Source organism: Streptomyces oryzae, assembly GCF_017676365.1.
In the GTDB taxonomy this organism is placed as follows: Bacteria; Actinomycetota; Actinomycetes; order Streptomycetales; family Streptomycetaceae; genus Streptomyces; species Streptomyces oryzae.
In genome coordinates this window covers 1-26,019 of sequence record NZ_JADKMA010000073.1, presented here as the reverse complement: position 1 = coordinate 26,019, position 26,019 = coordinate 1, and the positions used below count along the sequence as shown (strand labels likewise).

The 26,019-nt window shown below is 70.1% G+C and carries 24 protein-coding genes and 1 pseudogene; 13 read left to right on the top strand and 12 right to left on the bottom strand.

The window, feature by feature from the left end:
* Nucleotides 1-59: 59 nt before the first annotated feature.
* Nucleotides 60-707, top strand: a complete 648-nt coding sequence (locus ITI46_RS16190; RefSeq protein ID WP_209240263.1) for a hypothetical protein — start codon at nt 60-62, stop codon at nt 705-707.
* Nucleotide 708: 1 nt separating this feature from the next.
* Here ITI46_RS16190 and ITI46_RS16185 read toward each other — a convergent pair whose 3' ends face one another.
* Both ITI46_RS16185 and ITI46_RS16180 read right to left on the bottom strand, forming a co-directional pair.
* Nucleotides 709-924, bottom strand: coding sequence for a DUF397 domain-containing protein (locus tag ITI46_RS16185; RefSeq protein ID WP_209240262.1), 216 nt, complete (start codon nt 922-924; stop codon nt 709-711).
* Nucleotides 921-1,754 (bottom strand): helix-turn-helix domain-containing protein, encoded by an 834-nt coding sequence (locus ITI46_RS16180; protein WP_209240261.1) that lies wholly within the window; start codon nt 1,752-1,754, stop codon nt 921-923. The genes ITI46_RS16185 and ITI46_RS16180 overlap by 4 nt, the downstream gene beginning before the upstream one ends.
* 119 nt (nt 1,755-1,873) lie before the next feature.
* Between ITI46_RS16180 and ITI46_RS16175 the strand changes: the two genes are divergently transcribed.
* The gene (locus ITI46_RS16175) at nt 1,874-2,107 is read left to right on the top strand and encodes a hypothetical protein (protein ID WP_209240260.1); all 234 of its coding nucleotides are present in this window, start codon (nt 1,874-1,876) and stop codon (nt 2,105-2,107) included.
* The gene (locus ITI46_RS16170) at nt 2,104-2,322 is read left to right on the top strand and encodes a hypothetical protein (RefSeq protein WP_247746070.1); all 219 of its coding nucleotides are present in this window, start codon (nt 2,104-2,106) and stop codon (nt 2,320-2,322) included. Before ITI46_RS16175 ends, ITI46_RS16170 begins: the two co-directional genes overlap by 4 nt.
* Before the next feature lie 19 nt (nt 2,323-2,341).
* Here ITI46_RS16170 and ITI46_RS35510 read toward each other — a convergent pair whose 3' ends face one another.
* On the bottom strand, nt 2,342-2,476 hold the full coding sequence (locus ITI46_RS35510) for a hypothetical protein (protein ID WP_280634778.1): 135 nt from the start codon (nt 2,474-2,476) through the stop codon (nt 2,342-2,344).
* A gap of 102 nt (nt 2,477-2,578) precedes the next feature.
* Here ITI46_RS35510 and ITI46_RS16165 point away from each other — a divergent pair, with 102 nt between their 5' ends.
* Nucleotides 2,579-2,869 (top strand): hypothetical protein, encoded by a 291-nt coding sequence (locus ITI46_RS16165; protein ID WP_209240258.1) that lies wholly within the window; start codon nt 2,579-2,581, stop codon nt 2,867-2,869.
* A 43-nt stretch (nt 2,870-2,912) separates the two neighbouring features.
* Here the strand turns inward: ITI46_RS16165 and efeU are convergent, their stop codons facing one another.
* From efeU to ITI46_RS16145, 4 genes are all read right to left on the bottom strand, one after another.
* Nucleotides 2,913-3,749: an iron uptake transporter permease EfeU gene (gene efeU / locus ITI46_RS16160; RefSeq protein ID WP_209240257.1), complete on the bottom strand. Its 837-nt coding sequence runs from the start codon at nt 3,747-3,749 to the stop codon at nt 2,913-2,915.
* Nucleotides 3,750-3,797: 48 nt separating this feature from the next.
* Entirely contained in the window at nt 3,798-5,072 is a 1,275-nt protein-coding gene (efeB, locus tag ITI46_RS16155) for an iron uptake transporter deferrochelatase/peroxidase subunit (protein ID WP_209240270.1), read from the bottom strand.
* Nucleotides 5,073-5,165: 93 nt separating this feature from the next.
* Nucleotides 5,166-6,329 (bottom strand): iron uptake system protein EfeO, encoded by a 1,164-nt coding sequence (gene efeO, locus ITI46_RS16150; protein ID WP_209240256.1) that lies wholly within the window; start codon nt 6,327-6,329, stop codon nt 5,166-5,168.
* A gap of 188 nt (nt 6,330-6,517) precedes the next feature.
* A complete protein-coding gene (locus ITI46_RS16145; protein WP_209240255.1) occupies nt 6,518-7,705 on the bottom strand; it encodes an aldose epimerase family protein in 1,188 nt (395 codons plus the stop codon).
* Nucleotides 7,706-8,064: 359 nt separating this feature from the next.
* Here ITI46_RS16145 and ITI46_RS16140 point away from each other — a divergent pair, with 359 nt between their 5' ends.
* The gene (locus ITI46_RS16140; RefSeq protein WP_209240254.1) at nt 8,065-8,898 is read left to right on the top strand and encodes an SAM-dependent methyltransferase; all 834 of its coding nucleotides are present in this window, start codon (nt 8,065-8,067) and stop codon (nt 8,896-8,898) included.
* Nucleotides 8,899-9,034: 136 nt separating this feature from the next.
* Here ITI46_RS16140 and ITI46_RS16135 read toward each other — a convergent pair whose 3' ends face one another.
* A complete protein-coding gene (locus ITI46_RS16135) occupies nt 9,035-10,837 on the bottom strand; it encodes a thiamine pyrophosphate-requiring protein (protein ID WP_209240253.1) in 1,803 nt (600 codons plus the stop codon).
* 209 nt (nt 10,838-11,046) lie between these two features.
* Here ITI46_RS16135 and ITI46_RS16130 point away from each other — a divergent pair, with 209 nt between their 5' ends.
* From ITI46_RS16130 to ctaF, 4 genes are all read left to right on the top strand, one after another.
* Nucleotides 11,047-12,219, top strand: a complete 1,173-nt coding sequence (locus tag ITI46_RS16130; RefSeq protein ID WP_307808195.1) for an enolase C-terminal domain-like protein — start codon at nt 11,047-11,049, stop codon at nt 12,217-12,219.
* 71 nt (nt 12,220-12,290) lie between these two features.
* Nucleotides 12,291-15,491: an FAD-binding and (Fe-S)-binding domain-containing protein gene (locus tag ITI46_RS16125; protein ID WP_209240251.1), complete on the top strand. Its 3,201-nt coding sequence runs from the start codon at nt 12,291-12,293 to the stop codon at nt 15,489-15,491.
* A 190-nt stretch (nt 15,492-15,681) separates the two neighbouring features.
* A complete protein-coding gene (ctaD, locus tag ITI46_RS16120) occupies nt 15,682-17,400 on the top strand; it encodes an aa3-type cytochrome oxidase subunit I (RefSeq protein ID WP_209240250.1) in 1,719 nt (572 codons plus the stop codon).
* Nucleotides 17,397-17,786 carry an aa3-type cytochrome oxidase subunit IV gene (ctaF, locus tag ITI46_RS16115; RefSeq protein WP_209240249.1) on the top strand — a complete coding sequence of 130 codons (390 nt, stop codon included), beginning with the start codon at nt 17,397-17,399 and terminating at the stop codon, nt 17,784-17,786. Before ctaD ends, ctaF begins: the two co-directional genes overlap by 4 nt.
* On the opposite strand, the gene qcrB is transcribed toward ctaF, so the two are convergent.
* A complete protein-coding gene (gene qcrB, locus ITI46_RS16110; protein ID WP_209240248.1) occupies nt 17,731-19,428 on the bottom strand; it encodes a cytochrome bc1 complex cytochrome b subunit in 1,698 nt (565 codons plus the stop codon). The two genes, ctaF and qcrB, sit on opposite strands and share 56 nt — an antisense overlap.
* 136 nt (nt 19,429-19,564) lie before the next feature.
* Nucleotides 19,565-19,981: a CBS domain-containing protein gene (locus ITI46_RS16105; RefSeq protein ID WP_209240247.1), complete on the bottom strand. Its 417-nt coding sequence runs from the start codon at nt 19,979-19,981 to the stop codon at nt 19,565-19,567.
* Nucleotides 19,982-20,126: 145 nt separating this feature from the next.
* Here ITI46_RS16105 and ITI46_RS16100 point away from each other — a divergent pair, with 145 nt between their 5' ends.
* The 3 genes and pseudogenes from ITI46_RS16100 to ITI46_RS16090 form a co-directional block, all read left to right on the top strand.
* Nucleotides 20,127-21,062: a Rieske (2Fe-2S) protein gene (locus tag ITI46_RS16100; RefSeq protein WP_209240246.1), complete on the top strand. Its 936-nt coding sequence runs from the start codon at nt 20,127-20,129 to the stop codon at nt 21,060-21,062.
* 190 nt (nt 21,063-21,252) lie between these two features.
* Nucleotides 21,253-23,502, top strand: coding sequence for a catalase (locus ITI46_RS16095; protein ID WP_209240245.1), 2,250 nt, complete (start codon nt 21,253-21,255; stop codon nt 23,500-23,502).
* A 185-nt stretch (nt 23,503-23,687) separates the two neighbouring features.
* A pseudogene (locus ITI46_RS16090) lies at nt 23,688-24,322 on the top strand (SDR family oxidoreductase); the annotation flags it as partial.
* Here the strand turns inward: ITI46_RS16090 and ITI46_RS16085 are convergent.
* Nucleotides 24,317-24,586, bottom strand: coding sequence for a CDGSH iron-sulfur domain-containing protein (locus ITI46_RS16085; RefSeq protein WP_209240244.1), 270 nt, complete (start codon nt 24,584-24,586; stop codon nt 24,317-24,319). The pseudogene ITI46_RS16090 and the gene ITI46_RS16085 overlap by 6 nt on opposite strands.
* On the bottom strand, nt 24,567-25,310 hold the full coding sequence (locus tag ITI46_RS16080) for a methyltransferase (protein ID WP_307808194.1): 744 nt from the start codon (nt 25,308-25,310) through the stop codon (nt 24,567-24,569). The genes ITI46_RS16085 and ITI46_RS16080 overlap by 20 nt, the downstream gene beginning before the upstream one ends.
* Before the next feature lie 145 nt (nt 25,311-25,455).
* On the opposite strand from ITI46_RS16080, the gene ITI46_RS16075 reads away from it, so the two are divergent.
* The coding region (locus ITI46_RS16075) for a hemerythrin domain-containing protein (RefSeq protein ID WP_209240242.1) at nt 25,456-26,019 on the top strand (564 nt) is incomplete at its 3' end.

Below are 26,019 nucleotides of genomic sequence, written 5' to 3'. Positions count from 1 at the left end.
GTGAGCGACGGTAGCGCACGCCGTACGAACAGCCGTGCGGCCGTGTGAGGATGTGCGGCATGGCCGACGCGTACGAGTTGATCATCAACGCAGACCTGCCCGACGACCTCTCGCAAGCCGAAGTGGACGAGCTCCGCTGGCACTTGGGGCTGGGCCCTGAGCCGCCCGAGCACACGATCGTGACGGAGTTCCCCCAGGAGTTCGTGGACGAGCACGGCGAACTCACGGAGTACGCACCCGGCGCGGCCGGCACCTGGGAGGAAGTGAAGCTCCCCGCACTGGGGCGGCGCGGCCCGGCCTGGCGGATCGGCGGCGCACTCTTCGCCGCGCTGGAGCGGCGCGAGCCGAGTGAGCCCCGTCCCGGCTGGGCTCTGTCCTGCCGCCAGGAACTGCACCCCGACGAATTCGAGGGGCCGGAGCAGTGTGTCCGGTGGCTGCAACGCCGCGTGCCCGAGCCGCACTTCGACCTCAAGGTCTACTGGCGCTTCTACGAAGACCTCTCCCTCGAACCGACCTTCCTCGGCGAGAGCGGCTTCGGGCCCCGGCAGACCGTCTGCACGCCGCCCTCTCCGCAGGTCCTTCGCCTGGTCGCCGACGGCCGGAGCCGAGAAGCGGTGGCTCAGGCCCGCAGGGACGCGGGTCTGAGCATCGAACAGGCCCGCAGCTACGTCGCAGCGCTCCAGGCAGGCCGCGTCGTCCTGTCCTGACCTACGCCGAGAATCCGCCTTCCCGCACGTGCGCGAGGAACGCCCGCCAGGCGGGGGAGGCGACGAGCAGCGCGGGGCCGCTGGGGTTCTTGGAGTCCCGGACGGGGAGGGAGGGGCCGGGGTAGCCGACGGCGACTTCCAGGCAGTTCCCGCCGTTCTGACCGCTGTAGCTGCTCTTGCGCCACGCTGTGGCGGGCAGGTCGGTCGAGTTGATCATGAAAGTTCCCTCACTCTGGCCGCGATCATGTCCACTGACGCCTTTGGGGAGAGGGCGTCGGCTCGCAGCAGATCATAGGCATGGTGGTAACCGGCGACCTCGTCCGGCGCCGCGCTGATGTGGCCGCGAGCGCGGCCGTCGATGTACACGACGTCGGCTCCCTCATCCATCGTCAAGCCTGCGAACGGTCCGTCCATACTGGCGTGTTCCCCCACGTCGAACGGAATGACCTGCACGATGGTCCGGGGATCTTCCGCCGCCTCCACGACAGCCCTCAATTGCCGGGCCATGATTTCGGGCCCGCCGACAGCCCGGCGCAGAACGCTCTCGTCGAGTACCACCCACAGCTGGGCCCGATTGTCGCGCTCCAAGATGTGCTGGCGGGTCATTCGGGCCGCGACCAACTCGGCGGTGTTCGGGAGGCGTGCTGCGGAGAAGAGTGCCCTTGCGTACTCCTCCGTCTGCAACAGCCCAGGCACCACCTGGCTCTCGAAGTCCCAGATGCTGACCGCCTCCTTCTCAAGCTCCACGAACGGCCGGAACCAGTCCGGGTACGCGTGCTCGATCACGATGGGCCACAGGCGGGCGAACATCCCGCCTGTGCACAGCACATCGTCACAGCGTTGGGCGAACTCCTCGCTCGGGACGCGGCTAGCGGTCTCGATCCGCGAAATGTACGAGTGGGTGCAGAAGGTGCGCGCGGCCAGGGTGGTCTGGCTCAGTCCGGCCTCTTCTCTCCTGATCCGCAACTCGGTGCCGAAATAGGCGAGGGTCGAGACCTTCGGGTCGGCCTTCGGGTCGCCGTTGACCCGAGGGTTTTCTGCCGTCATTTTGCTTCTCCGCCTCTTGACAAGCACAGGTGCACAGCAAGTCCTCTGCACAAGGCTATGTCCGGAGCGCCACGCTGGGACCACAGAACGTGAAAGTCCCTGAAGAAAGGCGCCGTTCCATGGCAGAGAGCCCGTACGAGAACCCGACGCTCACCAAGCTCCGCGACGCGGAGGAGACGTGTGAGCGGCTCCGTACCGCGCTCGCGGAGGCGGACATCGTGCTGCCCTCGCTCAGCGTGGACCTCGCCTCGTGCGCGAGCACCACACTGCGTGGCCCGCTACTGGAGCTGGGCGGCTGCAATCTGGCGACGGCCGGGAAGCTGGCCAAGGCGCTGGGCGAGCACGCCCGTTGAGCAGTACGGGATGGCGTCCGGGCGAGGTCGTCGCCGACCTCGCCCGTCGTACGGCGGGAGTTGTCAGCGGCGTCACCGCGGACGGGCGTGTGCGGCTCGTACGTCCGGGCGGGCCCGCGTGGACGGCTGATCCGGGGGAGCTGCGGGCGGCCACCAGGGCGGAGGTGATGTCGGTGAAGGTGGCGACGGCCAACCAGCGCTGGGGGCTCCAGTGATCGGCCCCTGGGTACCATCTCAGCGGCGGCGGCGTTTGCCACGTCTGATGCTCTCCCAGGCGATCCAGACGGAAGTGATGGTCCCGACTGCGATGATCACGCTGGAGAGCGCGGAGACAGCCGACAGGATGAGGGTCACGTCGTCTTTGTTCACGTGGGCCCCCTCTGTCGGTGCAACTCCCATTTTTTAGAGGGGGACTAGAAGGAAATCAAGAGGGGCTAGAAGGGGCCTCTCGGGGCGTCGTAGGCTTACCGTATGACCGACACGCCCGCTCCTTCTCCGCAAGTTCCTCCCGGAGTGCGCGCGGCCATGGCTGCCCATATCGAAGCCGCACTGGCCTGTCTGGACTCCATCCCCGATCCGGTGGACCGCGAGGTGACGGCCAGGGCTCTGGCCGACGACCTGCTGCCCGAAGCCGCACGGCGGGTGAAATCAGTGCGGGGTGAGGCGGTGGTGGAGTTGCGCGAGAGCATGAAGTTGCGGGAAGTCGCGGAGCTGCTCGGCCTCTCGGTGCCCCGGGTCGATCAGCTCGCCAAGGGCAAGTGAACGCCTCCCGGAAGCACCCTTTGGAGTGAGCCGCTCAGGCCGTTCAGGCCGCCGTGGTCGTCGGCTTGCGTGCGGAGGCGCTGCGCTGGGGGGCCAGGAAGAAGGCCATCGTCACTCCCAGGTAGAGGAGCCAGACGATCAGCTGGACCACCGTGGGGTCGGGCTGGAAGTTGAAGATGCCCTTCAGCAGGGTGCCGTACCAGCTGTCGGGGGAGATGGTGGAGCTGATGTCGAACGCCTTGGTGCTCAGGCCGCCGAGGAACCGGGCCTCCTGGAGATCGTGGACGCCGTAGGCGAGGACGCCGGCCGCGACGACCACCAGCATGGCGCCGGTCCAGGTGAAGAACCGGGCGAGGTTGATCCGCAGGGCGCCGCGGTAGAAGAGCCAGCCGAGGACGACGGCGGTGGCCAGGCCCAGCAGTACGCCGATCAGCGGGGCCGAGCTGCCCTCGCCGCTGGCCCGTACCGAGGCCCAGACGAACAGCGCGGTCTCCAGCCCCTCGCGGCCCACGGCCAGCAGCGCGGTGGCGACCAGCGCGCCGGTGCCCATCTGGAGGGCGGCGTCCAGCTTGCCGTGCAGCTCGCTCTTCAGATGGCGGGCCGTGCGGCGCATCCAGAAGACCATCCAGGTGACCAGCCCGACGGCGAGTATCGACAGCGAGCCGCCGAGCGCTTCCTGGGCCTCGAACGTGAGCTCCTGGGAGCCGAATTCGAGTGCCGCGCCGAAGCCGAGGGAGATGGCGCAGGCCGCCCCGATGCCCAGCCAGACGGGGCGCAGCGCGTCCCGCCGCTCCGTCTTGACCAGGTAGGCGACGAGAATGCAGACGACCAGACTGGCCTCCAGACCCTCGCGCAGGCCGATCAGGTAGTTACCCAACATGCCGGTTCTTCCTCCACCTTCGCTGACCGGATTGATCGAGTTGCGTGATCACGAGAACAGCTCGCGGCCCCACCAGTCGTCCTTGCTGCGGACGCCCGGAGGGATGGCGAAGAGAGCTGAGCCGACGTGCTGGATGTACTCGTTGAGCGCGTCGTTGCGCGCCAGCTTGCGCTGGATGGGGATGAAGCCGCGGCGTACGTCGCGCTGGTACGCGAGGAAGAACAGCCCCGCGTCCAGCCGGCCGAGGCCGTCGGTGCCGTCGGTGAAGGAGTAGCCGCGGCGCAGGATCCGGATTCCGTCGTTGGCGTCCGGGTGCGCGAGGCGGACGTGCGAGGTGGGCAGCATCGCCTTGAGGAACGGCTCGTCGTGTTCCTTGGCCTTGCCGACGGGTGCGCCGGTGCGCTTGTCCCGGCCGAAGATGTCCTCCTGCTCCTTGAGCGAGGTACGGTCCCAGGTCTCGATGTGCATCCGGATGCGCCGGGCCACCAGATACGAGCCGCCGACCAGCCACTCGGGCCCGTCCTTCTTCGACACCCACACATGCTTGCCCAGCGCCTCGGTGTCGGTGCCGGAGATGTTCCGGGTGCCGTCCTTGAAGCCGAACATGTTGCGGGGCGTCTGCGCGTCGGGCGTGGTGGAGGAGGTCTTGCCGAAGCCGAGCTGGGACCAGCGGATCGCGGCCTTGCCGAAGCCGATACGGGCCAGATTGCGGATCGCGTGCACGGCGACCTGCGGGTCGTCGGCGCACGCCTGAACGCACAGGTCGCCGCCGCTGCGGGCCTTCTCCAGCTTGTCGCCAGGGAAGGCGGGCAGCTCGACCAGTGCCTCGGGCCGCCGCTCCTCCAGCCCGAACCGGCCCTTGTCGAAGAGGGAGGGGCCGAAGCCGATCGTCAGGGTGAGCCGGGACGGCTTGAGCCCGGCCGCCTCGCCCGTGTCGTCCGGCGGCGACTCGGGGATCGGCCCGAACGCGCCCTCGCCGACCCCCTCTCCTGCCGTCATCCGGGCCGCGGCTGCGGTCCAGTCCTTGAGGAGCTGGACCAGCTCGGCGCGGTCCTTGGTCGTCACGTCGAACGCTGCGAAGTGCAGCCGGTCGGGCACGGCGGTGGCGATGCCCGCCTGGTGCGCGCCGTGGAAGGGCACCGCCTGCCCGGTGGCTGCGCCGTCGGAGGCGGCACTCGCGTTGCTGCTGTGCAGCGCCGTGGCCGTACCACCGGCTGCGACGGCGCCCAGCGCCACGCCGGCCCCGCCCCAGCCGAGCAGGGAACGCCGCGCCACCGCTGACCGGGAGCGTGTGCCCCCGGTCTGCCCGTGCTGCTGCTCCACTTCCTGTTGCTGCTCAGTGCTGTTGCTGTCTTCCGCTGTCACGAACGCGCTCCCTCGTGCTCGACCGTCCAGTGGCCGTTTCGTGTCCGGCGGTTACTCGGCGACGGCAGCGGCCAGCTTGGACAGCGGCTCCGCCAGGGCGTTCACCGCGTCCGACAGCTCCTTGCGCTCGCTCTTGCCGACCTTGTCGTACGACTTGAAGGAGTACTCGTCCTTGTTCTTGCCGTCGTCCTCGCGGTACTTCTCCAGCAGCTTGTTGAGCGCGGAGAACTGCCCGTCCAGCTCCTTGACCAGCGCCGCGTCGTTCTTCTTGGCGACCGGCTTGAGCAGTTCGTAGGACTTCTGGGCGCCTTCCACGTTGGCCTTGAAGTCGACCAGGTCGGTGTGGCTGTAGCGCTCCTCCTCACCGGTGACCTTGCCGGTGGCCACCTCGTCGAGGAGTTCCTTGGCGCCGTTGGCCATGGAGGTGGGGGTGATCTCCGCCTTGCCGACCTTCTTCTCCCAGGCGGTGAGGTCCTTGATGAGCTGGTCGGCGAGCTTCTTGTCGGCTGCGGTGATCTTCTTGTCCTTCCACAGCGACTTCTCCAGCCGGTGCCAGCCCGTCCAGTCCTTCTTCGGGTCCTGGCCGTCCTCGAGGCCGTCCTCGCGCAGGTCGACCTTGGGGTCGATGTCGCCGAAGGACTCCGCGACCGGTTCGGTGCGCTCCCAGCCGATACGGGAGGGTGCGTACGTCTTCTTGGCCTCGTCCAGATCGCCCGCCTTGACGGCGTCTGCGAACTTCTTGGCCTTCGGCAGCGTCTGTTCGGCCTGCTTGAGGGTGTAGTCGCGGTAGTCGGAGACCGCGGCGTCCAGCTTCGGGTCGCGCTTGGCGGCCTTGGAGCCGCCGGTCGCCTTGACCTTCTGCCGGATGCCGTGGCCCTTCATCCCGGGCTTGCAGGCGATCTCGTAGTCGCCCGCCTTGATCTCCGCGGTGACCTTCGCCTTCGTTCCGGCGCCGATGTTCTCGCGCTCGGTGACGATCCGGCCGTCCGGGTAGAGGATGTAGACCTCGTTGACCTTGGAGCCCTTGTTCTCCACCGCCAGCTGGACATGGCCGGCGGGGAACGACTTGCGGGACACCTTGCAGGAGTCGTCGGTCGCGGTCACCTTCACCGCGCCCTCACCACCGGCGTCGGCCTTCTCGGCGCACCCGCTGACGGCGGCGAGCGATATCGCGGCCAGGGCAGCGCTGACGGCAGAGAGGCGGACGGGACGCATGCGAACTCCAGCGGGGACGAGAGTGACGAGCGGGCCTTCGAAGTGAGGCGAACCTAACTTAGCCGGACCTAATCTTATGGTCCAGCCGGCGGCCGCCCCTGGTGACCACCGTCACCGTCCCGCTCCGTCACCTCCTCGTGACCTCCCCGTGCGCGTCACCCCCTCGTATCCGTCACCTCCTCAACCGGTTACCGCTCCGTGCCGAAGGAGTAGACGGTCGTGGACCGGTACGTCTTCCCCGGGCGCAGCACCGTGGAGGGGAAGCCGGGCTGGTTCGGGGAGTCGGGGAAGTGCTGCGTCTCCAGGCAGAAGCCGTCCCCCGCGCGGTAGACGCGGCCGGAGGTGCCCTTGAGCGTGCCGTCGAGGAAGTTGCCGCTGTAGAACTGCAGCCCCGGCTCGGTGGTGGCGACCCGCATCGTGCGGCCGGACTCCGGCTCGGTCACCGTGACCACCTGACGGGGCCGGTCGGTGATGCCCTTGTCGAGGACGAAGTTGTGGTCGAACCCTTGGCCGCGCAGGATCTGCGGGTGACCCTCGCGCAGGTCCTGGCCGATCGGCTTGCCGTGCCGGAAGTCGAACGGCGTCCCGGCGACCCGCGCCAGCTCACCCGTGGGGATGAGGGTCTTGTCGACGGGGGTGTATCGGGAGGCGGCGATCCGCAGCGTATGGCCCTCGATGCTGCCGCTGCCCTCGCCGGCGAGATTGAAGTAGGTGTGGTTGGTGAGGTTGACGACGGTGGCCTTGTCCGTCGTCGCCTTGTAGTCGATACGCAACTCACCGCGCGGCGTGAGGAGATAGCGGACCCGGGTGCGCAGTGTGCCGGGGTAGCCCATCTCCCCGTCCCGGCTGACGTACCGCAGCGTGAGTCCGACGTCCGGGCCCGAGCTGTACGGCTGCACGTCCCACACCCGCTTGTCGAATCCCTTGGTGCCGCCGTGCAGGCTGTTGGGGCCGTCGTTGGCCGGAAGTTCGTACTCCGTCCCGTCCAGGGTGAACTTCGCGTCCGCTATGCGGTTGCCGTAGCGGCCGATCAGCGCGCCGAAGTAGGGGCTGTCGGCGACGTAGTCGTCCAGCGCGTCGAAGCCGAGCGACACGTTGCCCGACCGGCCGCGCCGGTCGGGGATCTCCAGGGACTGCACGATGCCGCCGTAGGAGAGGACACGCAGCCGCGTTCCGCCGTTGGCGAGCGTCCACCGGTCCACGCGGTCCCCGTTGTCCAGCGTGCCGAAGTGCTCCCGGACGGGCGGCTGATGGCGGCCGGTACGGGAGCTGCCGGCGGCCGTCGCCGGGGTGGCGGCCCTGGCCGCTGTCGTGGTGGCGGCGGCCGTCGCGATGCCGGTGGTCGCTGCAAGGAGGGTGCGTCTGCTGGTCGTCATCGGTGCTGGCTCCTTGGCCTGGGCTCGTTCGCAGCGTCCGATATTTCGAACGCCGTTCGATATGCGGCTCCAGTGAAGAGCGCAGCATTCCCGCTGTCAACACTCGTGTCCGCGCCAATTCGCCTTTTGCTGTTGCGGGATTGTGCCCGGGAGGGGGTGCCCTTGCTGCTCGTTACGGGCTGCGGGGGTTTGTGGCTCGTCGCGCAGTTCCCCGCGCCCCTTCGGGGCGCAAACTCTTTCCGCGCAGCCCCCACGCCGGGGAACGCAGGAATCCGACGGGCAAGCCATGGCGCCCTGGATTTCAACGAGCGGGTGTACGAAAGTAGTTGCCTCCCCGCTACCGGCAGGAGCCAACGCACATGAGCCACCAGATGCCCGAGTCGACGGGAGCCAAGGCGCACTCGGCCCGGATGTACGACTACTACCTCGGGGGCAAGACCAACTACGGTCCCGACCGCCGGGTCGCGGGACAGACGATGGCCGTCTTCCCCAACGTGCTGACGGCGGCCCGGGAGAACCGGGAGTTCATGCACCGCGCGGTCCGCCATCTGGCGCGCGAGCAGCGCATCCGGCAGTTCCTGGACATCGGCACCGGTATCCCCAGCGCGCCCAACCTGCACCAGGTCGCCCAGCGGGAGGACCCGACGTGCCGGGTCGTCTACGCCGACAACGACCCCATCGTGCTCACGTACGCCCGCGCCCTGATGAACGGTACGCCGGAAGGTGCGACGGACTACATCGAGGCCGATGTGCGCGACCCCAAGCGCATCCTCGGCCATGCGCGCGACACGCTCGATTTCGCGCAGCCGGTCGCGCTCTCGCTCGTCGCGCTGCTGCACTTCCTCGGTGACGGCGACGATCCGCAGGGCATCGTCCGTACCCTTGTCGACGCGCTCGCGCCGGGCAGCGCGCTGGTGTTGTCCCATGGGACCGACGAACTCGACGTGACGCTCCGCAAGGTTGTCGAGATCTACGGCTCGCAGGGCATCACCGTGCAGCTGCGCGGCGCGGAGGATGTCCGGGCTTTCTTCACCGGGGCCGGGCTCTCCCTGGTCGAGCCCGGCATCGTGGCCACGTGCGACTGGCGCCCTGAGCTGGCCGACAGCCAGGACGGTATGCGGCGCCCGCCCGGTTCGATCAGCCCGGAGGAGGTCGGCTGCTGGGCAGCGGTGGGCCTCAAGCCTGCTGCTTGAGGCCCACCTGGTTGCAGCTGGGTTCGGGCTGCCCCTGACTGCCCGCCGCAGGCTGCCCGTTTGGCTGTGGCTGTGGGGGCACCCCCTGCTCGAAGAGCTTTGGGGGAGCGCAGTTCCCCGCGCCCCTTCGGGGCGCTCAGTGCTTACGGCCCGGCAGATGTTCCGTGACCTCCGTCAGCTTCTGGCGGAAGCCGCGGGCGGCGATGCCGGTGCGTTCGGGGTCGCGGATGCCCGCCTTGACGGCCTTCTTGGCCTGCTCCTTCATAATGTGCGGCGGGATCGGGGCGATCTCGTTGTCCACCACGAACTCCAGCACCACCGGCCGGTCGGCGGCCAGCGCCTCCTCCCAGGAGGAGGTGACCTTCTCCGGTTCGTCGCAGCGGATGCCGTGCAGCCCGGCCAGTTGCGCGTATTCGGCGTACGGGAAGTCCGGGATGAACTGGGAGCCGGGGTACTTGGGGTCGCCGCCCATGGCGCGCTGTTCCCAGGTGACCTGGTTGAGGTCCTGATTGTTGAGAACGCAGAAGATCAGCGGCGGTGAGCCCGCCATCCGGTCCGCGTACCGCTTGACGGTGATCATCTCGTTCATGCCGTTCATCTGGAACGCACCGTCACCGACAAAGGCGATCACCGGCCGGTCCGGGTAGGCGAAGCGCGCCGCGATCGCGTACGGAACGCCGGGGCCCATGGTGGCCAGGGTCCCGGAGAGGGACGCCTGCATGCCCTTGCGGAGCTTGATGTGCCGGGCCCACCAGTTGGTCGCCGAGCCCGAGTCCGCGGTGAGGATGGCGCCGTCCGGCAGCAGCGAGGAGACCTCGTGCGCGACCGCCTGCGGATTGATCTTTCCCTCGAACGACTGTGCGGCCCGTTTCTCCAGCACGCTGTTCCAGGTGCGGACGTTCTCCTCGATCTCCTTGCGCCAGGAGCGGTCCTCCTTGCGCTGGAGCAGCGGGATCAGCTCCCTGAGCGTCTCCTTTGAGTCGCCGACCAGATGGGCGTCCATGGGGTACCTGATGCCGATCATGCGGCCGTCGATATCGATCTCGACGCCCTTGCACTGGCCCTCGTCGGGTAGCCACTCCGCGTACGGGAAGCTGCTGCCGATCATGAACAGGGTGTCGCAGTTCATGATCATGTCGTCGCTCGCCTTGCTGCCCAGCAGTCCGATCGGGCCGGTGACGAACGGCAGGTCGTCGGGGACGACTTCGCGGCCCAGCAGCGCCTTGGCGACCCCGGCGCCCAGCAGTTCGGCCACCTCGACGACCTCGGCCTCGGCGTCGGCGGCACCCTGGCCGATGAGGATGGCGACCTTCTTGCCCTCGTTGAGGATGTCGGCCGCCTTGCGCAGCTCCTCCTGGTTGGGCAGCACCCGCGGCCGGCTCCAGCCGACGCTGGAGTAGACCGAGCCGTGCGTCTTGGGCGGGGAGGGCTGGGCCTCCGACTCCTGGATGTCCTCCGGAATGATGACCGTGGCGACGCCGCGCGTGGTCAGCGCCGTCTTGAAGGCGCGGTCGATCACATGCCGCATCTGCCCCGGGTGCATCACGATCTGGCAGAACTCCGAGACATCGGAGAAGAGCTGTTCGAGCCCGACTTCCTGCTGGTAATGGGTGCCCTGCGCGAGCCGCTTCTGCTGCCCGACGATCGCCACCACCGGCTGGTGGTCGAGCTTGGCGTCGTAGAGCCCGTTCAGCAGATGGATCGCACCGGGCCCCGACGTCGCGGCGCAGACCCCGACCTCGCCGGTGAACTTGGCGTGCCCGCACGCCATGAACGCGGCCATCTCCTCGTGCCGGGCCTGGATGAACTCCGGATCGCCCTTGGCGCGGTCGAAGGCGCCCAGCATGCCGTTGATGCCGTCGCCGGGGTACCCGAAGACCCGGTGCACGCCCCATTCACGGAGGCGCTGAAGAACGTAGTCGGCTACTTGCTGCGCCATTGGTACTCCCCATTCACGTGGTCATTCACATGGTCGACGCGACGGTCCCGGCCCGGGTCCCACACCGCGGACCCCCGCAAACAACTCGCTGCTCAGCCGTGGCCCCGTTGCGCGGGGCCGTTTCACGGACGGCGGACGAGGTACCCATGACCAGCCGAGATCGGCGGCGGAGGACGGCTCGAAGCGGACAGCGGAAGGGGCAGCAGCGGGTGACCAGCCAAGGCGCAGCTCAGCCGGTGGCCAGGCAGGCGCACGGGACCGCGGACCGGGTGACCGTGGACGATCTGACCCTGCACGCCTTCCGGGTGCCCACCGACGGCCCCGACGGCGCCGAGGAGGACGGCACCCTGCGCTGGGAGGCCACCACCGCCGTACTCGTGGAGGCACACGCAGGACCGTTCACCGGGCTGGGTTACACCTACGGTGACGATTCGGTCGCCGGTTTCATCCACTCCCAGCTCGCCCCGGTCGTCCGCGGCTCGGACGTGTTCGCGCCCGCAGCGCTGTGGCACCGGATGTCCGCCGCCGTACGCAACGCGGGCCGCCCCGGGCCCGGCGCCATGGCCGTCGCCGCCGTCGACATCGCGCTGTGGGACCTCAAGGCCCGGCTGCTGGGGCTGCCGCTGTACCAGCTGCTGCCCGCCGTGCACGACCGGGTCCCGGTCTACGGCAGCGGCGGCTTCACCAACTACCCGCCGGGCCGGGTGGCCGAACAGCTGGCCGACTGGGCCGGGCAGGGCATCCCCCGGGTGAAGCTGAAGATCTCCCGGCACCCCGGCCAGGACCCGGCGCGACTGACCGCAGCCCGCGAGGCGATCGGCCCGGACGTGGAGCTGTACGCCGACGCCAACGGGGCGCTGACCCGAAAGGAGGCCCTGTACTGGGCGCGGCGGCTGGCCGCCGAGTGGGACGTGCGCTGGCTGGAGGAGCCGGTCAGCTCCGAGGACACCGCGGGTCTGCGGCTGCTGCGCGACCAGGGCCCGGGGCGGCTGGAGATCGCGGCGGGGGAGTACGGATTTCTGCTGGGCGACTTCGCGGCCCTGCTGGAGGCGGGCGCCGTGGACTGTCTCCAGGCGGATGTGACCCGCTGCGCCGGTATCACCGGACTGCTGCAGATCGCGGGGCTGACCGCGGCGCACCGGGTGGATCTGTCCGCGCACTGTGCCCCGGCCGTCTCGGCGCACGCGTTCTGCGCCGTCGAGCGGCTCCGCCATCTGGAGTACTTCCACGACCACGTACGGGTCGAGGAGCTGCTGTTCGACGGGGTGCAGCGCCCGGTCGACGGGGTGCTGCATCCCGCGCGGGACCGGCCGGGGCTGGGGCTCGAGGTGCGGTGGGCGGACGCCGAACCGTACCGCGTGCACGGCCGCCGGCCCGGCTGAGCAGCGCCGCAGCAGCCCCCTCGATGCTCCGACCCGCTGTCCGTGACCAAGCGTGATGGAAGGCGACCCGCATGGGCAAGACACCCGACCCCGCACGCACCGCGCACCCGCCGCGTATCTCGCGCACCTCGCGCACCTCGCGCACCTCGCGTACCTCGCGTACCGAGGAGATCCCCGCCAGGACCGACCCCGAGGTGCCGGGACCGCCGCGTGCCCGCCGGCTGCTCGCCGTCGGAAAGCTGGTCAAGGCCCTGCGGGACGCCGTCGAGGGCGAGGTCCGCTTCGACACCGCGAGCAAGGGGCTGTACGCCCATGACGCCTCCAACTTCCGCCAGGTGCCGATCGGCGTGGTGGTGCCCAAGACCCTGGAGGACGTCGTCGCCACCCACCGGATCTGCCACGCCTACGGCGCCCCGGTCCTCAACCGCGGCGGCGGCACCAGCCTGTCGGGGGAGACCGTCAACTACGCCGTCGTCATCGACCACTCCAAATATCTGACCCGCATCGGCGAGGTCGACGCCGAGGAGCGGTACGTCACCGTCGAGCCCGGCGTCATCAATGAGGAGCTCAACCGGCACACCGGCGCCTGGAACCTGGTCTTCGGGCCCGACCCCTCCACCCACTCCCGCTGCGTACTCGGCGGCAACATCGGCAACAACTCCTGCGGCACCCACTCCGTGCAGGCCCAGCTGTACGGGCCCGGCCCGCGTACGTCCGACAACGTACGGGCGCTGGAGATCGTCACCTACCGCGGTGACCGGTTCTGGGTCGGCGTGGACGAGGAGCGGGAGCTGGAGTCAATCATCGCAGCGGGCGGGCCCAAGGGCGAGATCTACGCCAAGCTGCGGGACCTGCGCGACCGGTACGCCGACGCCATCCGCGCGGGCTTCCCCTCGGTTGCCCGGATGCCGCGCCGGGTCTCCGGCTACAACCTGGACGAACTGCTGCCCGAGAACGGCTTCAACGTCGCCCGCGCCCTGGTCGGCACCGAGTCCACCTGCGCCACCGTCCTCCAGGCGCAGGTGCTGCTCACCCCGGCGCTGCTGGAGCGGACGCTGGTCGTAGTCGAGTACGAGCAGATCACTGCCGCTGCCGCGGACGCGAACATCTGTGCCCAGCAGTTCCGGCCGATCGGCCTGGAGGCCCTGGACGAACAGCTCATCCAGGACCAGAAGCTCCAGCACATGAACCTGGCCTCGCTGGAACAGCTGCCCCGGCAGGGCGGCGCCGCCTGGCTCCTGGTCGAATTCGGCGCCGACACCAAACAGGAGGCCAGGGCACAGGCCGACCGGTTCGCGAAGTGGCTGACCGAGGAGCGCGGCTACGCCCCCGACCGGATCACCACCAGCGACGAGGACGAGGCAAAGGCCCAGAACCTCTGGAAGGTCCGCGAGACCGGGCTGGGCGCCACAGCCTTCCCGCCCGACGGCGACCACTGGCCGGGCTGGGAGGACTCCGCCGTACCGCCCGACCGGCTGGCCGAATACGTCACGGCCCTGCGCGCCCTGCTCGACAAGCACGGGCTGCGCGGCGCCATGTACGGGCACTTCGCCCAAGGGTGCATCCACTCCCGGATCAGCTTCGATCTGCGCAGCGCCCAGGGAGTGGCCGACTACCGCGCCTTCCTGGAGGAGGCCGCCGACCTGGTGGCCTCCTTCGGCGGCTCCCTCTCCGGCGAGCACGGCGACGGCCAGCAGCGCGGCGAGCTGCTGGAGCGGCAGTACGGCAGCGAACTCGTCCAGGCCATGCGGGAGTTCAAACACATCTGGGACCCGGAAGCCAAGATGAACCCGGGCAAGGTCGTGGACGCCTACCGGCTGGACGAGGACCTGCGGCTGGGCGCCGACTACAACCCGCCCCGGCCCGAGGTGAAGTTCGCCTACGCCGAGGACAACGGCGACTTCGCGCACGCCAGTCTGCGCTGCGTGGGGATCGGCGCCTGCCGCGTCCCCGACGCGTCCCAGGGCCAGACCATGTGCCCCAGCTACCAGGTCACCCGCGAGGAGAAGCACACCACCCGCGGCCGGGCCCGGCTGCTGCACGAGATGCTGCGCGGCGAGACCGTCAAGGACGGCTGGCAGTCCAAGGAGGTCGCCGACGCGCTCGATCTGTGCCTGGCCTGCAAGGGCTGCACCAACGACTGCCCCGTCAACGTCGACATGCCCACCTACAAGGCCGAGTTCCTGCACCACCACTACAAGTCGGCCCGCAGGTGGCGGCCCCGCTACGCCTACGCGTTCGGCTTCATCGACCAGGCGGCGCGGCTCGCCTCCCGGCTGCCCGAGGCCGCCAACCTGGTCACCCACACCCCGCTGCTCGGCGGCGCGGCGAAGCTCGTCGCGGGCATCGACCGGCGCCGGCCCCTGCCCTCCTTCGCGCCCATGACGCTCCAGCGCTGGTTCCGGCAGCGCGGCGGCACCGCCAACCCCGGCGGGCGGCCGGTCGTCCTCTTCCCCGACACCTTCAACAACCACTTCGACACCGACGTCGGCGTGGCCTGCGTGGAGGCCGTCGAGGCCGCCGGGTGGTCGGTCGTCATGCCCGAGCAGCACGTGTGCTGCGGGCGTCCGCTGTACGACTACGGCTTCCTGGACGCCGCCGAGCGCTATCTGCACCGCGTCCTGGACGTACTGCGCCCGCATCTGCGCGCCGGCACCCCCGTCGTCGGTATGGAGCCCAGCTGTCTTGCCGTCTTCAAGGACGAGCTGACCAAGCTCCTTCCGCACGACGACGACGCCCGGCGACTGGCCTCCGGCGCCCACCACTTCGCCGAGTTCTTCGACACCTACGGCATCACCCCGCCCCGCCTGGCCGGGGACGGCGGCCGCGCCCTGCTGTGGGGCCACTGCCATCAGCGCGCCACCGGCGGCATGGAAGCCGACCGCAAGCTCGTTGCCGCGCTCGGTCTCCAGGCCGAGAACCTGTCCGGCGGCTGCTGCGGGCTGGCCGGCTCCTGGGGCTTCGAGCAGGGCAAATACGGGATCTCCATGGACTGCGGCGAACAGGCGCTGCTGCCGGCCGCGCGGGACGCCGCGCCCGGCACCGTGCTGGTGGCCAACGGGTTCTCCTGCAAGACCCAGCTGGACGCCGCCGGTATCGGCGCCGAGCCCGTGCACGTGGCCGAACTGGTCCGGCGTGCCTATCAAGCCGATGCCGAGCCGACCCCGAAACCGGCCCCGCCCTGGTACCACCGCGCCGCCCGCCTCGCGGCCCCTGTCGCCGTCACCGCAGGCGCGGCAGCCCTCACAGGCCGGACGCGGGGGTTGCGGTGATCGCTTTGCCGCCGGTCACGCATCGTCGTGGCCGCTCGCCGTCGCGGCGGACAGAGGGGCGAAGGCCACACGGCGCAGCCCCCGCACTCAAGTCCGCCGCAGCGGCGCGTAACCACGACGCGACAGGGTCCGGCGGAACAAACGGCGGGCGCAACCACAAAGCCCGGCCGAACCCAATCGCGGAGGCGTCATGGTGATGCGGTGGTTGACCACTACCGACCACAAGGTGATCGGCAACCTCTATCTCGTCACGTCCTTCTGCTTCTTCCTCGCCGCCGGCGCGATGGCCATGATGATGCGGGCCGAACTGGTTCGGCCCGGAATGCAGATCGTCTCCCACGAGCAGTACAACCAGCTGTTCACCGTGCACGGCACCATCATGATGCTGCTGTTCGCCACCCCGCTGTTCGCGGGGTTCGCCAACGCCGTGATGCCGCTCCAGATCGGCGCCCCCGATGTGGCCTTCCCCCGGCTGAACGCCTTCACCTACTGGGTGTATCTGTTCGGCGGGCTGATGGTCGTCGGCGGGTTCCTGACCCCCAACGGCGCCGCGGACTTCGGCTGGTTCGCGTACGCACCGCTCAACGGCCCAAAATACAGCCCCAACACCGGCGGCGACCTGTGGACGATGGGGCTGGCCGTGGCGGGCCTGAGCACCATTCTGGGCGCCGTCAACTTCATCACCACCATCATCTGCCTGCGCGCCCCCGGCATGACGATGTTCCGGATGCCGCTGTTCACCTGGAACGTACTGTTCACCTCGATCCTGGCGCTGTTCGCCTTCCCGGTGCTCTCGGCCGCGCTGCTGGCGCTGGAGGCGGACCGGAAGTTCGGGGCGCACATCTACGACCCGGCCAACGGCGGGGCCGTGCTGTGGCAGCACCTGTTCTGGTTCTTCGGGCACCCGGAGGTCTATATCGTCGCGCTGCCGTTCTTCGGCGTCGTCAGCGAGATCTTCCCGGTCTTCAGCAGAAAGCCGCTGTTCGGCTACATCGGGCTGGTCGGCGCGACGGCCAGCATCACCATGCTGTCCGCCGTCGTATGGGCGCACCACATGTTCGCCACCGGCGCCGTACTGCTGCCGTTCTTCTCCCTGATGTCGTTCCTGATCGCCGTGCCGACCGGGGTGAAGTTCTTCAACTGGATCGGCACCCTGTGGAAGGGCGCGCTGAGCTTCGAGACGCCGATGCTGTGGGGCATCGGCTTCCTCGTCACCTTCCTGCTCGGCGGCCTCAGCGGGGTGCTGATCGCCTCGCCGCCGCTGGACTTCCACACGACCGACAGCTACTTCATCGTCGCCCATCTGCACTACGTCCTCTTCGGCACCGTCGTGTTCGCCATGTTCGGCGGGTTCTATTTCTGGTGGCCGAAGCTGACCGGCCGGATGCTGGGGGAGCGGCTGGGCAAAGTGCACTTCTGGCTGACGCTCGTCGGCTTCCAGACGACCTTCCTGGTGCAGCACTGGCTCGGCGCCGCGGGGATGCCGCGCCGGTACGCCGACTACCTGCCGGCCGACGGGTTCACCGCGCTCAACACCGTCTCCTCCATCGGCGCGTTCACCCTCGGCGTCTCCACGCTGGTCTTCCTCTACAACGTCTGGTGGACGACGACCCACGCCGAGAAGGTCACCGAGGACGACCCCTGGGGCTTCGGGCGCTCCCTCGAGTGGGCGACCTCCTGCCCGCCGCCCCGGCACAACTTCGTCGCCCTGCCCCACATCCGCTCCGACTCGCCCGCCTTCTGGCTGCACCATCCCGAGGCCGAGGAGTCAGCGGCGATCGTGGCGCCGGGCGCGCCGGAGAGCCCCGGCGTACAACCCGTGGGCTCTGAGGAGCCGCCCGGCCCGCCAACGCCCGGCTCGCCGGACTCCGCCGCGAACCGCACACCCACGAAGGGAGGCGCCGAATGAAGACCGAGGCCATCCTCTGGGCAGGCGTCGCGCTCTTCTTCCTCTGCATCACCGTTCCCTACGTGCTCTACGGCGACGACCCGGCAGGCACCGCAGCGTTGCTGATCGCGTTTCTGATGTCCTCGCTGGTCTCGTTCTTCCTCGCCGTGCAGTACAAGCGCCGCGGCGTGCGCCCGGAGGACCGCAAGGACGGGGAGATCCGCGAGCGGGGCGGGCCGCTGGACTTCTTCCCGGCCCGCAGCCCCTATCCGGCGCTGACCGCGCTCGGCGTCGCGACGCTGGGCACCGGCACCGTCTTCGGGCTGTGGCTGGCCCTGATCGGTGCCGGCCTCACCGGCGCCGGAGTGTTCGGGTTCGTTTTCCAGTACGCGCGGACCGACCACTGACCGACCGGTCGGTACGCTGCTCGGCCCGCAGCCCCGCGACCGCGTTCCTGGCGCGCTCGCGCTGGTGGCTGACGACCCGCCACTGGCGGGCCGGCGAGTCCTTGTAGTACCAGTGGCTGAGCGCGGCCCGCAGCCGGGCCACCCGGCCGGCCCTCGCGTCCGCCTCCGGCGGCCTCGGGAAGCGCTGGGCCGCCAGCCGGAACTTCTCGCTCTGCGGCAGCGGTTCGTGGTCGGCGCTGAAGGTGCCCTCCACCGACTGCCGCACATGGCTGGTCTCCTCGCCCTCGATGACCCGCTCGGCGTCCCGGTTCTGCAGGGCCAGGCACAGCCGCTTCGCCAGCAGGAAGGCCAGCGGCGGCCCCACCACAAGCAGTACGCGGAAGGTCCAGGTCAGCGCGTTGAGCGAGACGTCGAAGGTGCGCGCGAGGACATCGTTCCCGCCGGCCAGCAGCAGTACGCCGTAGAAGGTGACCCCGGCGACGCCCAGCGCGGTGCGTACGGGGCGGTTCCGGGGCCGGTCGCACACGTGCGGCGTCTCGTCGTCGTCGGTGATCCACCGCTCGAAGAACGGATACGCGTACAGCAGGAGGAACAGCAGCGCGGGCAGCACGACGGCGGGCAGCAGCACGTTCCACATCAGGGTGTGCCCGAACAGGTTCGTCTCGAACGGCGGCATCAGCCGCAGCGAGCCCTCCAGGAAACCGACGTACCAGTCGGGCTGCGCCGCGGTGGAGACCTGGCTCGTGTTGTAGGGCCCGTAGTTCCAGATGGGGTTGATCTGCGCCAGCGCGCCGAGGATCCCCAGCACTCCGGCGACCATGAAGAACAGCCCGGTCGACCGGGCGGCGAACTGCGGCACCATCGCATGCCCGACCACGTTCTTGTTGGTTCTGCCCGGACCGCTCCAGTGCGTGTGCTGGAGGACGACCACCAGGAGGAGATGCGCCACCACCAGGGCGAGCAGCAGCCCCGGGATCAGCAGGATGTGCAGCGGATAGAGCCGGTCGATGATCTCGTGCCCCGGATACTCGCCGCCGAACGCGAACAGCGCGACATAGGTGCCCACGACAGGGATCGAGAGCATGATGCCCTGCGCGATGCGCAGCCCCGTGCCCGACAGCAGGTCGTCGGGGAGCGAGTAGCCGGAGAAGCCCTCGGCGAGCGCCAGGACGAAGAGCGTCAGCCCGATCACCCAGTTGATGTCCCGCGGTTTGCGGAACGCGCCCGTGAAGAAGATCCGCAGCATGTGCAGCCCGATGGCGCTCACGAAGATCAGTGCGGCCCAGTGGTGGATCTGACGGACCAGCAGGCCGCCGCGCACCTCGAAGCTGATCTTCAGTGTCGAGGCGTACGCCACCGACATCGGCTCGCCGCGCAGCGGCCGGTAGGCGCCGTGGTAGCGGATCTGCGTCATGTCCGCGTCGAAGAACAGGGTGAGGAAGACCCCTGTCAGCAGCAGGACGAGAAAGCTGTAGAGAGCCAGCTCCCCGAGCAGGAATGACCAGTGCTCGGGGAACGCCTTGCGCAGCAGGGCCCTCCCGCCGGCGGCCACCGGGAGTCTCTGGTCAGCGGCCTTGAAACCGCGCTCTGCGGCCTTGCGCAGTGCGGCCCGCCGGGCGGCGCGGGCCCGTGAGTGTGTCATGCGGTCGCCCTCCTAGAAGACCGCATACCTCAGTGCCCCGCCGCCCGCACGGCAAACGCCCCTGGTATCCGGTTGCCTCGTACGCCGCCGTCACGGCACACCAACGGCGGGGGACGGGCCGGACCGCGCCGGGGGGTCAGTCCTCCGAGAGGGCCTCCACCAGCCGTCCCGTCTCCGGGTGCGGCAGGGAGCGGGCGACGTCGGCGAGCGCGACCATGCCGACGAGCTGGTCGCCGTCGATCACCGGGAGCCGCCTGACCTGGTGCCGTGACATGGTCTCCAGCACCTCGTCGGCGCCGTCGTCGGCGCCGATGGTGACGGCCTCCGCCTGGTTCAGGCTGCCGGCGGGGAAGGTCGCCGGATCACGGCCCGGCCCCAGCACCTTGACCACCAGATCCCGGTCGGTGACGACACCCTTGAGCTTGTTGTCCTTCCCGCAGATGGGCAGCGCACCCACGCCCAGCTCGGTCATCAGCTCCGCCGCGTCGGCCGCTGTCTGGTCGGTCCGCACACAGTCGGCGCCGGGGCTCATGATGTCGCGTGCCGTAGTCATTTCGACTCCTCTCTTGTCGGACCCGCGCCGGGTTTCCAGGCGGCGAGACGCCGAAACAGACACGGAGAGCATCGGAACGGCGGCTGACGGAGTGGTGCGCGGCGCTGACCGTTTGTCCGCCGTCAGGTGTGGCAACCGGAGCGATATGTCCTCAGAATCGTCCACGGCGACGACGCCGTCGTCCGGAACGTCGTCCGAAACATCGGCCGCAACGCCGTCCGAAGCGTCCTCGCTCCCCGCGTGGCTCGACAGGCTGGGCACCCTCCGTGCCCTCGACCCCGCGATCGGCCCTCTGCAGAACGCCGTCAGGAAGAGCCCGCTGAGCCGGGTACGGGACGCGCTGCACGGCACATGGCTGGGACACCCGCTGCACCCCGCACTCGTACAGGTCCCCCTCGGCGCCTGGTCCTCGGCGGCGCTGTTGGACCTGCTGCCAGGTACGCGGCGCGCCAGCCGGGTGCTGATCGGCACCGGGGTGGTCGCCGCGCTCCCCGCCGCTGTCACCGGCGCCACCGACTGGGCGGCGCTGCACAAGCCGCAGCTGCGGGTGGGGCTGGTCCACGCGGCGGCCAATGTCGCAGCCCTCGGCCTGTACACGGCCTCCCTGACGGCCCGGCTGCGCGGCCGCGAGTGCCGGGGACGGATGCTCGGCTACGGCGGGCTGACCGCCGCCGGGCTGGGCGGGATGATCGGCGGTCACCTCGCCTACCGGCAGGCGGCTGGCCCCAACAAGGCGGAGCCGGTGCCGCACCTGGTCGAACCCGGCTGGCACCAGGTGGGCAAGGCCGACAGCTTCCCCGTCGGCCAGCCGACCAGCGCCATGCTCGGCGACGTCAGGCTGCTGGTCTACCGGGAGTCCGCAGGACCGGTGCGGGTGCTGGCCGACCGGTGCGCCCACCAGTCGGGCCCGCTGTCCGAGGGCACGGTGGCCGACGGCTGTGTGACCTGCCCCTGGCACGGCAGCACCTTCCGGCTCTCGGACGGCTGGAACGTGAGCGGCCCCGCCACCGCGCCGCAGCCCAGCTTCGAGGCGCGGGAGCGGGACGGCATGCTGGAGGTGCGGCTGCCGGAAGCGGGCTGAGCGAGCCGCCGCCGGTGGCGAACTGACGGCCGTTGTCGAACTGACGCAGTTGTCGAACTGACGCCGTGCCGGCTGTGGCCCCGTCAGGACGGTGCGGCAATCGGGCGGATACTTCCGATGCCTCCCGTTTCGGCATCGAGCGGCCCGGTTACTCCTGCGGTGGTCCGTCTCTCTCGCTCTTGGAGGTCCCATGGCCGGCCGCCCGTCGCACGAGAACCCGAACGCAGGGGAGCCGTTCATCCCCGGCCGTCCAGCGCCCGAGGCGCCCCCCGTCGAGGAGCCGACCACCCCGCGCGAGCCGCTGCCGCCCAAGCAGGACCAGTCGGGCCCCGAGGTGTACTCCGCCACCGGCGAGTCCGCGGACATCGACCCAGCCGTATGGGCCCAGACGGGCGGCAGGCTCACCACGGCGCAGGGCCTGCGGCTGTACGACACCGACCACTCCCTCAAGGCCGGTGAGCGCGGGCCCGTACTGCTCCAGGACCACCATCTGCGGGAGAAGATCACCCACTTCGACCACGAACGCATCCCGGAGCGGGTGGTGCACGCGCGGGGCGCGGCGGCGCACGGTGTCTTCCGCGGCTACGGCACCGCCTCGCAGATCTGCAAGGCAGCGTTCCTCGGCAAAGACGTCGAGACGCCGGTCTTCGTGCGCTTCTCCACCGTGCTCGGCTCCCGCGGCTCCGCCGACACGGTGCGCGACACCCGCGGATTCGCGACCAAGTTCTACACCTCGCAGGGCACCTTCGACCTGGTCGGGAACAACATTCCGGTCTTCTTCATCCAGGACGCGATCAAGTTCCCCGACGTCATCCACGCGGGGAAGCCCCATCCGGACCGGGAGATCCCGCAGGCGCAGAGCGCGCACGACACCTTCTGGGACTTCGTGTCGCTGCACACCGAAGCCACCCACCACACCATCTGGGCCATGTCCGACCGGGCCATCCCCCGCTCGTTCCGGACGATGGAGGGCTTCGGCGTCCACACCTTCCGGCTCGTCGACGAGCAGGGCGGCACCACCCTGGTGAAGTTCCACTGGAAGCCCAGGCTCGGCGTCCACTCCATGACCTGGGAGGAGGCCCAGATCACCGGCGGCATGGACCCGGACTTCCACCGCCGCGACCTGGCCGACGCCATCGAGGCGGGCGCCTTCCCCGAGTGGGAGCTGGGCATCCAGACCTTCCCCGACAACCCCGAGCAGACGTTCGAGGGCATCGACCTGCTCGACCCGACCAAGATCGTGCCCGAGGAGTGGGCCCCGGTGCAGCCCATCGGGCTGATGACGCTGACCGCCAACCCCTCCAACTTCTTCGCCGAGACCGAGCAGGTCGCCTTCCACCCCGGCCACCTGGTCCCGGGCATCGACATCACCGACGACCCGCTGCTGGCCGGACGGCTCTTCTCCTACATCGACACCCAGATCACCCGGCTGGGCGGGCCCAACTTCGCGCAGCTGCCCATCAACAGGACCCACGCCCCGGTCAACGACATGAACCGGGACGGCATGCACCAGACCGCCGTACACAGCGGCGTGGCGCCCTACCGCCCCAACTCGCTGGACGGCGGCTGCCCGTTCCTGGCGGGCGCCGCGGAGGGCGCCTACGTGGAGAGCCCGGTCACCGTGCCCCAGGCGACGAAGGTGAGGGCTGCACCCGCATCCTTCAGCGACCACACCAGCCACCCGCGGCGCTTCTACCTCAGCCTCAGCCCGGTCGAGCGGGAGCACGTCATCGCCGCGTACACCTTCGAGCTGAGCAAATGCTACGAACCGTCCGTCAAGGAGCGCCAGTTGCGGGTGCTCGCCGACATCGACACGGAGCTGTGTGCCGCGGTGGCGGCCGGGCTCGGCCTTCCCGCGCCCAAGCCCTCCGGGCCGCTCCCCGATGTGGCCCCCAGCCCGGCCCTCTCCCAGCTGGGCCGCAGCTGGCCCACCGACGGCCGGGTCATCGGCATCGTCGCTGACGAGACCAGTGACCTGGCGGCGCTGGCCACGCTGCGCGGCACCATCCACGACGGCGGCATGGTCCCGCTCGTCATCGCCCCGCACGGCGGCGAACTCGCGGGCACCGGCGGGTCCGTCGTCACCCAGCGGACCTTCGCCAACGCCCGCTCCATCGAGTTCGACGCGCTGCTGCTCGCCGCGGCTCCGGGCGTCGGCAGCGACGCGTACGGGGCCCGCGACGCCAAGGCGGGCCTGCACACCGGCAGCGGCGGGATCGACCCGCGCGTCCTGCTGCTGGTCTCCGAGGCGTACCGGCACGCCAAGGCCCTGGGCGCATGGGGCCCCGGCGCCGACGTGCTCGCCGCAGCCGGGTGCCCGCAGGACGCGGCCGGCGTCGTGGTGGCCGACGACCCGGGCTCCGTGTTCGGGCGGGTCACCGAACTGCTGGCGGAACACCGGGCGTGGGACCGCTTTCCGGCGGGGGCGTCCGTGGGGTGACCGCTTTCGGCCGGAGGCGTCCGTTCGCGGCGGTCGGTCGATCGCGTGAACCGACGACGACGGAGGACAGCAAACGTGACCGCAGCAGGCGACGGCACCCCGCCGACCGGGGCCATCCCGCCGAGCAGCCCCCCAAGCCGGAGTTCCCGCAACAGCAACAGACCCCGCCGGGCGACACCGAAGCCATGGAGAGCCGCGCCCCGACCACGGTGAGCGCAGCTACCGGGGCAGCGGGCGGCTGACCGGCCGGCGCACCCTGATCACCGGCGGGGACTCGGGCATCGGCCGTGCCGTCGCGCTCGCCTACGCCCGCGAAGGTGCCGACGTCGCCTTCAGCTACCTGCCCGAGGAGGAGAACGAGGCCCGGGAGACGGCCCGGCTGGTGGAGGAAGCCGGCCGCCGCGCCGTCCCCGTGGCCCGCGACATCCGCGAGGAGGCCGAGTGCCGGCGGCTGGTCGACCGCACGGTGCGCGAGTTCGGCAGGATCGACGTACTCGTCAACAACGCGGCCTTCCAGATGGCGCAGTCCGCCGGCATCGACACCATCAGCACCAGCAGTTCGACCACGTGGTGCGCACCAACCTCTACGGCATGTTCTGGATCACCCCCAACGTCACCAAAACGGCACTCCCGCACATCCCGGCGGGCGGCTGCATCATCAACAGCACCTCTGTGCAGGCGTACCAGTCCAAGCCGTGGCGGCATCGTCACCTTCACTCAGGGCCTCGCGCAGCCCGCCGAGATGGCGCCCGGCTATGTCTTCCTCGCCTCCGAGGAGGCCAACTATGTGACGGCGGAGATCCTCAAACCGTCGTCAGGGGTCCTCGCCCTCCCGCGCACCCTCGGCTGCGGTGCGCGTTGCGGAGGGGCGGGAGCGGCGGCGGTGGCTGGTGTCGCACCACGGGTACGTACGGCTCCGGCGGCAGGTGCACAGCGCCGTGGTGAAGCGGTCGGAGACGACCGTGCGCCCGTCGTCGAGCTGTACCTCCACGGGGCCCTCCACCAGCACGGGGCCGCCCTGCTCCAAGGTCACGCGCCGCCGGTCGCGGCGCGGCTGGTTCTGCTCACCGGGTGAGGTCGGCACGGATGACCACCAGTTCCTCGTGTCGTTGTCCTGGGGCGATCAACTGCTGTTGCTCCAGCCAGTGCGCCCGCTTCCGCAGCACCGGGCCGAACGGCTGGACGCGGCGTGCGGTCACCGCGGCCTTCAGCCCGCCCTGGTGCAGCAGGTCCAGCGTCCGCTGCGGCCCGCACAGCGCGGAGTGCACCACCAGCAGCACCCCGCTCTCGGTGAGCAGCCGCGGTGCGGCCTCGCACAGCCGGTCCAGCACCTTGCGCCCGTCCCGCCCGGCGTTCCAGGCCCGCGCCCGCCGGCCACCGTGCCCGTCCGGCTCCGCGTGCGGTACGTACGGCGGGTTGGCGGTCACGATGTCGAAGCGGCCCGCGGCGGGGGCGGGCACGTCGCGGGCCGTCACCTCGCCTGTCGGCACGTCACCAGCCGATACGTCACCAGCCGATACGTCACCTGTCGGCGAGTCACCCGTCAGCAAGTCCCCGCGGTGGGTCCTGACGGGCAGTTTCCGCAGCCGGGCGTTCCAGGCGGTGGCCAGGACGGCCCGCGCCGAGATGTCCACGGCGTGCACCTGGGCGGCGCCCAGCCGCGCACCCGCCAGCGCGACCACGCCGGTGCCGGTGCAGACGTCGAGCATCCGCGCTCCGCGCGGTACGGCTGCCTCGGCGAGCGCTTCGAGCAGCAGTTCGGTATCGCCTTGCGGGGCGTACACCCCTGGCGGTCTCAGGAGCCGCACGGGCCACAGAGTTCCTGGGACGCCGCCGGCGAAACATCCCTGTCGCTCCGTACCCGGGCGGGCTCGGGAGGTTGGCGGGTGCGGCTCGCGGGGACCCGGGATCGGCGAACCCCCGGGGCGCGGCCCCGCGACAGGAGGAGACGCCATGGCACACGGTGGAACGGTCGTCCAGGAACTCACCACCGACCACCGAGAGGTGGAAGAGCTCTTCGCCAAGATCGAGGCGCTGCCACCCGGTCACCTGAAGCGCAAGCAGTACGCCGACCAGGCCACGATCGAACTGGTGCGGCACTCCGTGGCCGAGGAGGAGTACCTGTACCCGGCCGTACGCTCCCATGTGGTCGGCGGCGAGGCCCTTGCGGACAAGGAGCTGGAGGACCACAAGGGCGCCGAGCGGCTGATGAAGGACCTGGAGGGGCTGGGCGCCGACGATCCGGCCTTCGACCACATCCTGACCAGGCTGATCCAGGAGGTCCGCACCCATGTGCGCGACGAGGAGGGCAACCTCTTTCCCCGGCTCGAGGAGGTGCTGCCGCGCCTGGAGCTGACCGACCTCGGCGAACAGGTCCGCCGCGCCAAGAAGACCGCTCCCACCCGCCCGCACCCCGCAAGCCCTCACGAGCCCTCGGCCCTCAAGGTCCTGGCACCGGGCGTCGGCCTGGTCGACCGTGCCCGGGACGCGCTCAGCGGCCGGGGCAAGGTACAGGAC

Excerpts from the sequence above, each read along its gene's own strand:
- ITI46_RS16190 (WP_209240263.1), top strand. The coding sequence starts at position 60 with ATGGCCGACGCGTACGAGTTGATCATCAACGCAGACCTGCCCGACGAC.
- ITI46_RS16185 (WP_209240262.1), bottom strand. The coding sequence starts at position 924 with ATGATCAACTCGACCGACCTGCCCGCCACAGCGTGGCGCAAGAGCAGC.
- ITI46_RS16180 (WP_209240261.1), bottom strand. The coding sequence starts at position 1,754 with ATGACGGCAGAAAACCCTCGGGTCAACGGCGACCCGAAGGCCGACCCG.
- ITI46_RS16175 (WP_209240260.1), top strand. The coding sequence starts at position 1,874 with ATGGCAGAGAGCCCGTACGAGAACCCGACGCTCACCAAGCTCCGCGAC.
- ITI46_RS16165 (WP_209240258.1), top strand. The coding sequence starts at position 2,579 with ATGACCGACACGCCCGCTCCTTCTCCGCAAGTTCCTCCCGGAGTGCGC.
- efeU (WP_209240257.1), bottom strand. The coding sequence starts at position 3,749 with ATGTTGGGTAACTACCTGATCGGCCTGCGCGAGGGTCTGGAGGCCAGT.
- efeO (WP_209240256.1), bottom strand. The coding sequence starts at position 6,329 with ATGCGTCCCGTCCGCCTCTCTGCCGTCAGCGCTGCCCTGGCCGCGATA.
- ITI46_RS16145 (WP_209240255.1), bottom strand. The coding sequence starts at position 7,705 with ATGACGACCAGCAGACGCACCCTCCTTGCAGCGACCACCGGCATCGCG.
- ITI46_RS16140 (WP_209240254.1), top strand. The coding sequence starts at position 8,065 with ATGAGCCACCAGATGCCCGAGTCGACGGGAGCCAAGGCGCACTCGGCC.
- ITI46_RS16135 (WP_209240253.1), bottom strand. The coding sequence starts at position 10,837 with ATGGCGCAGCAAGTAGCCGACTACGTTCTTCAGCGCCTCCGTGAATGG.
- ITI46_RS16125 (WP_209240251.1), top strand. The coding sequence starts at position 12,291 with ATGGGCAAGACACCCGACCCCGCACGCACCGCGCACCCGCCGCGTATC.
- ctaD (WP_209240250.1), top strand. The coding sequence starts at position 15,682 with ATGGTGATGCGGTGGTTGACCACTACCGACCACAAGGTGATCGGCAAC.
- ctaF (WP_209240249.1), top strand. The coding sequence starts at position 17,397 with ATGAAGACCGAGGCCATCCTCTGGGCAGGCGTCGCGCTCTTCTTCCTC.
- qcrB (WP_209240248.1), bottom strand. The coding sequence starts at position 19,428 with ATGACACACTCACGGGCCCGCGCCGCCCGGCGGGCCGCACTGCGCAAG.
- ITI46_RS16105 (WP_209240247.1), bottom strand. The coding sequence starts at position 19,981 with ATGACTACGGCACGCGACATCATGAGCCCCGGCGCCGACTGTGTGCGG.
- ITI46_RS16100 (WP_209240246.1), top strand. The coding sequence starts at position 20,127 with ATGTCCTCAGAATCGTCCACGGCGACGACGCCGTCGTCCGGAACGTCG.
- ITI46_RS16095 (WP_209240245.1), top strand. The coding sequence starts at position 21,253 with ATGGCCGGCCGCCCGTCGCACGAGAACCCGAACGCAGGGGAGCCGTTC.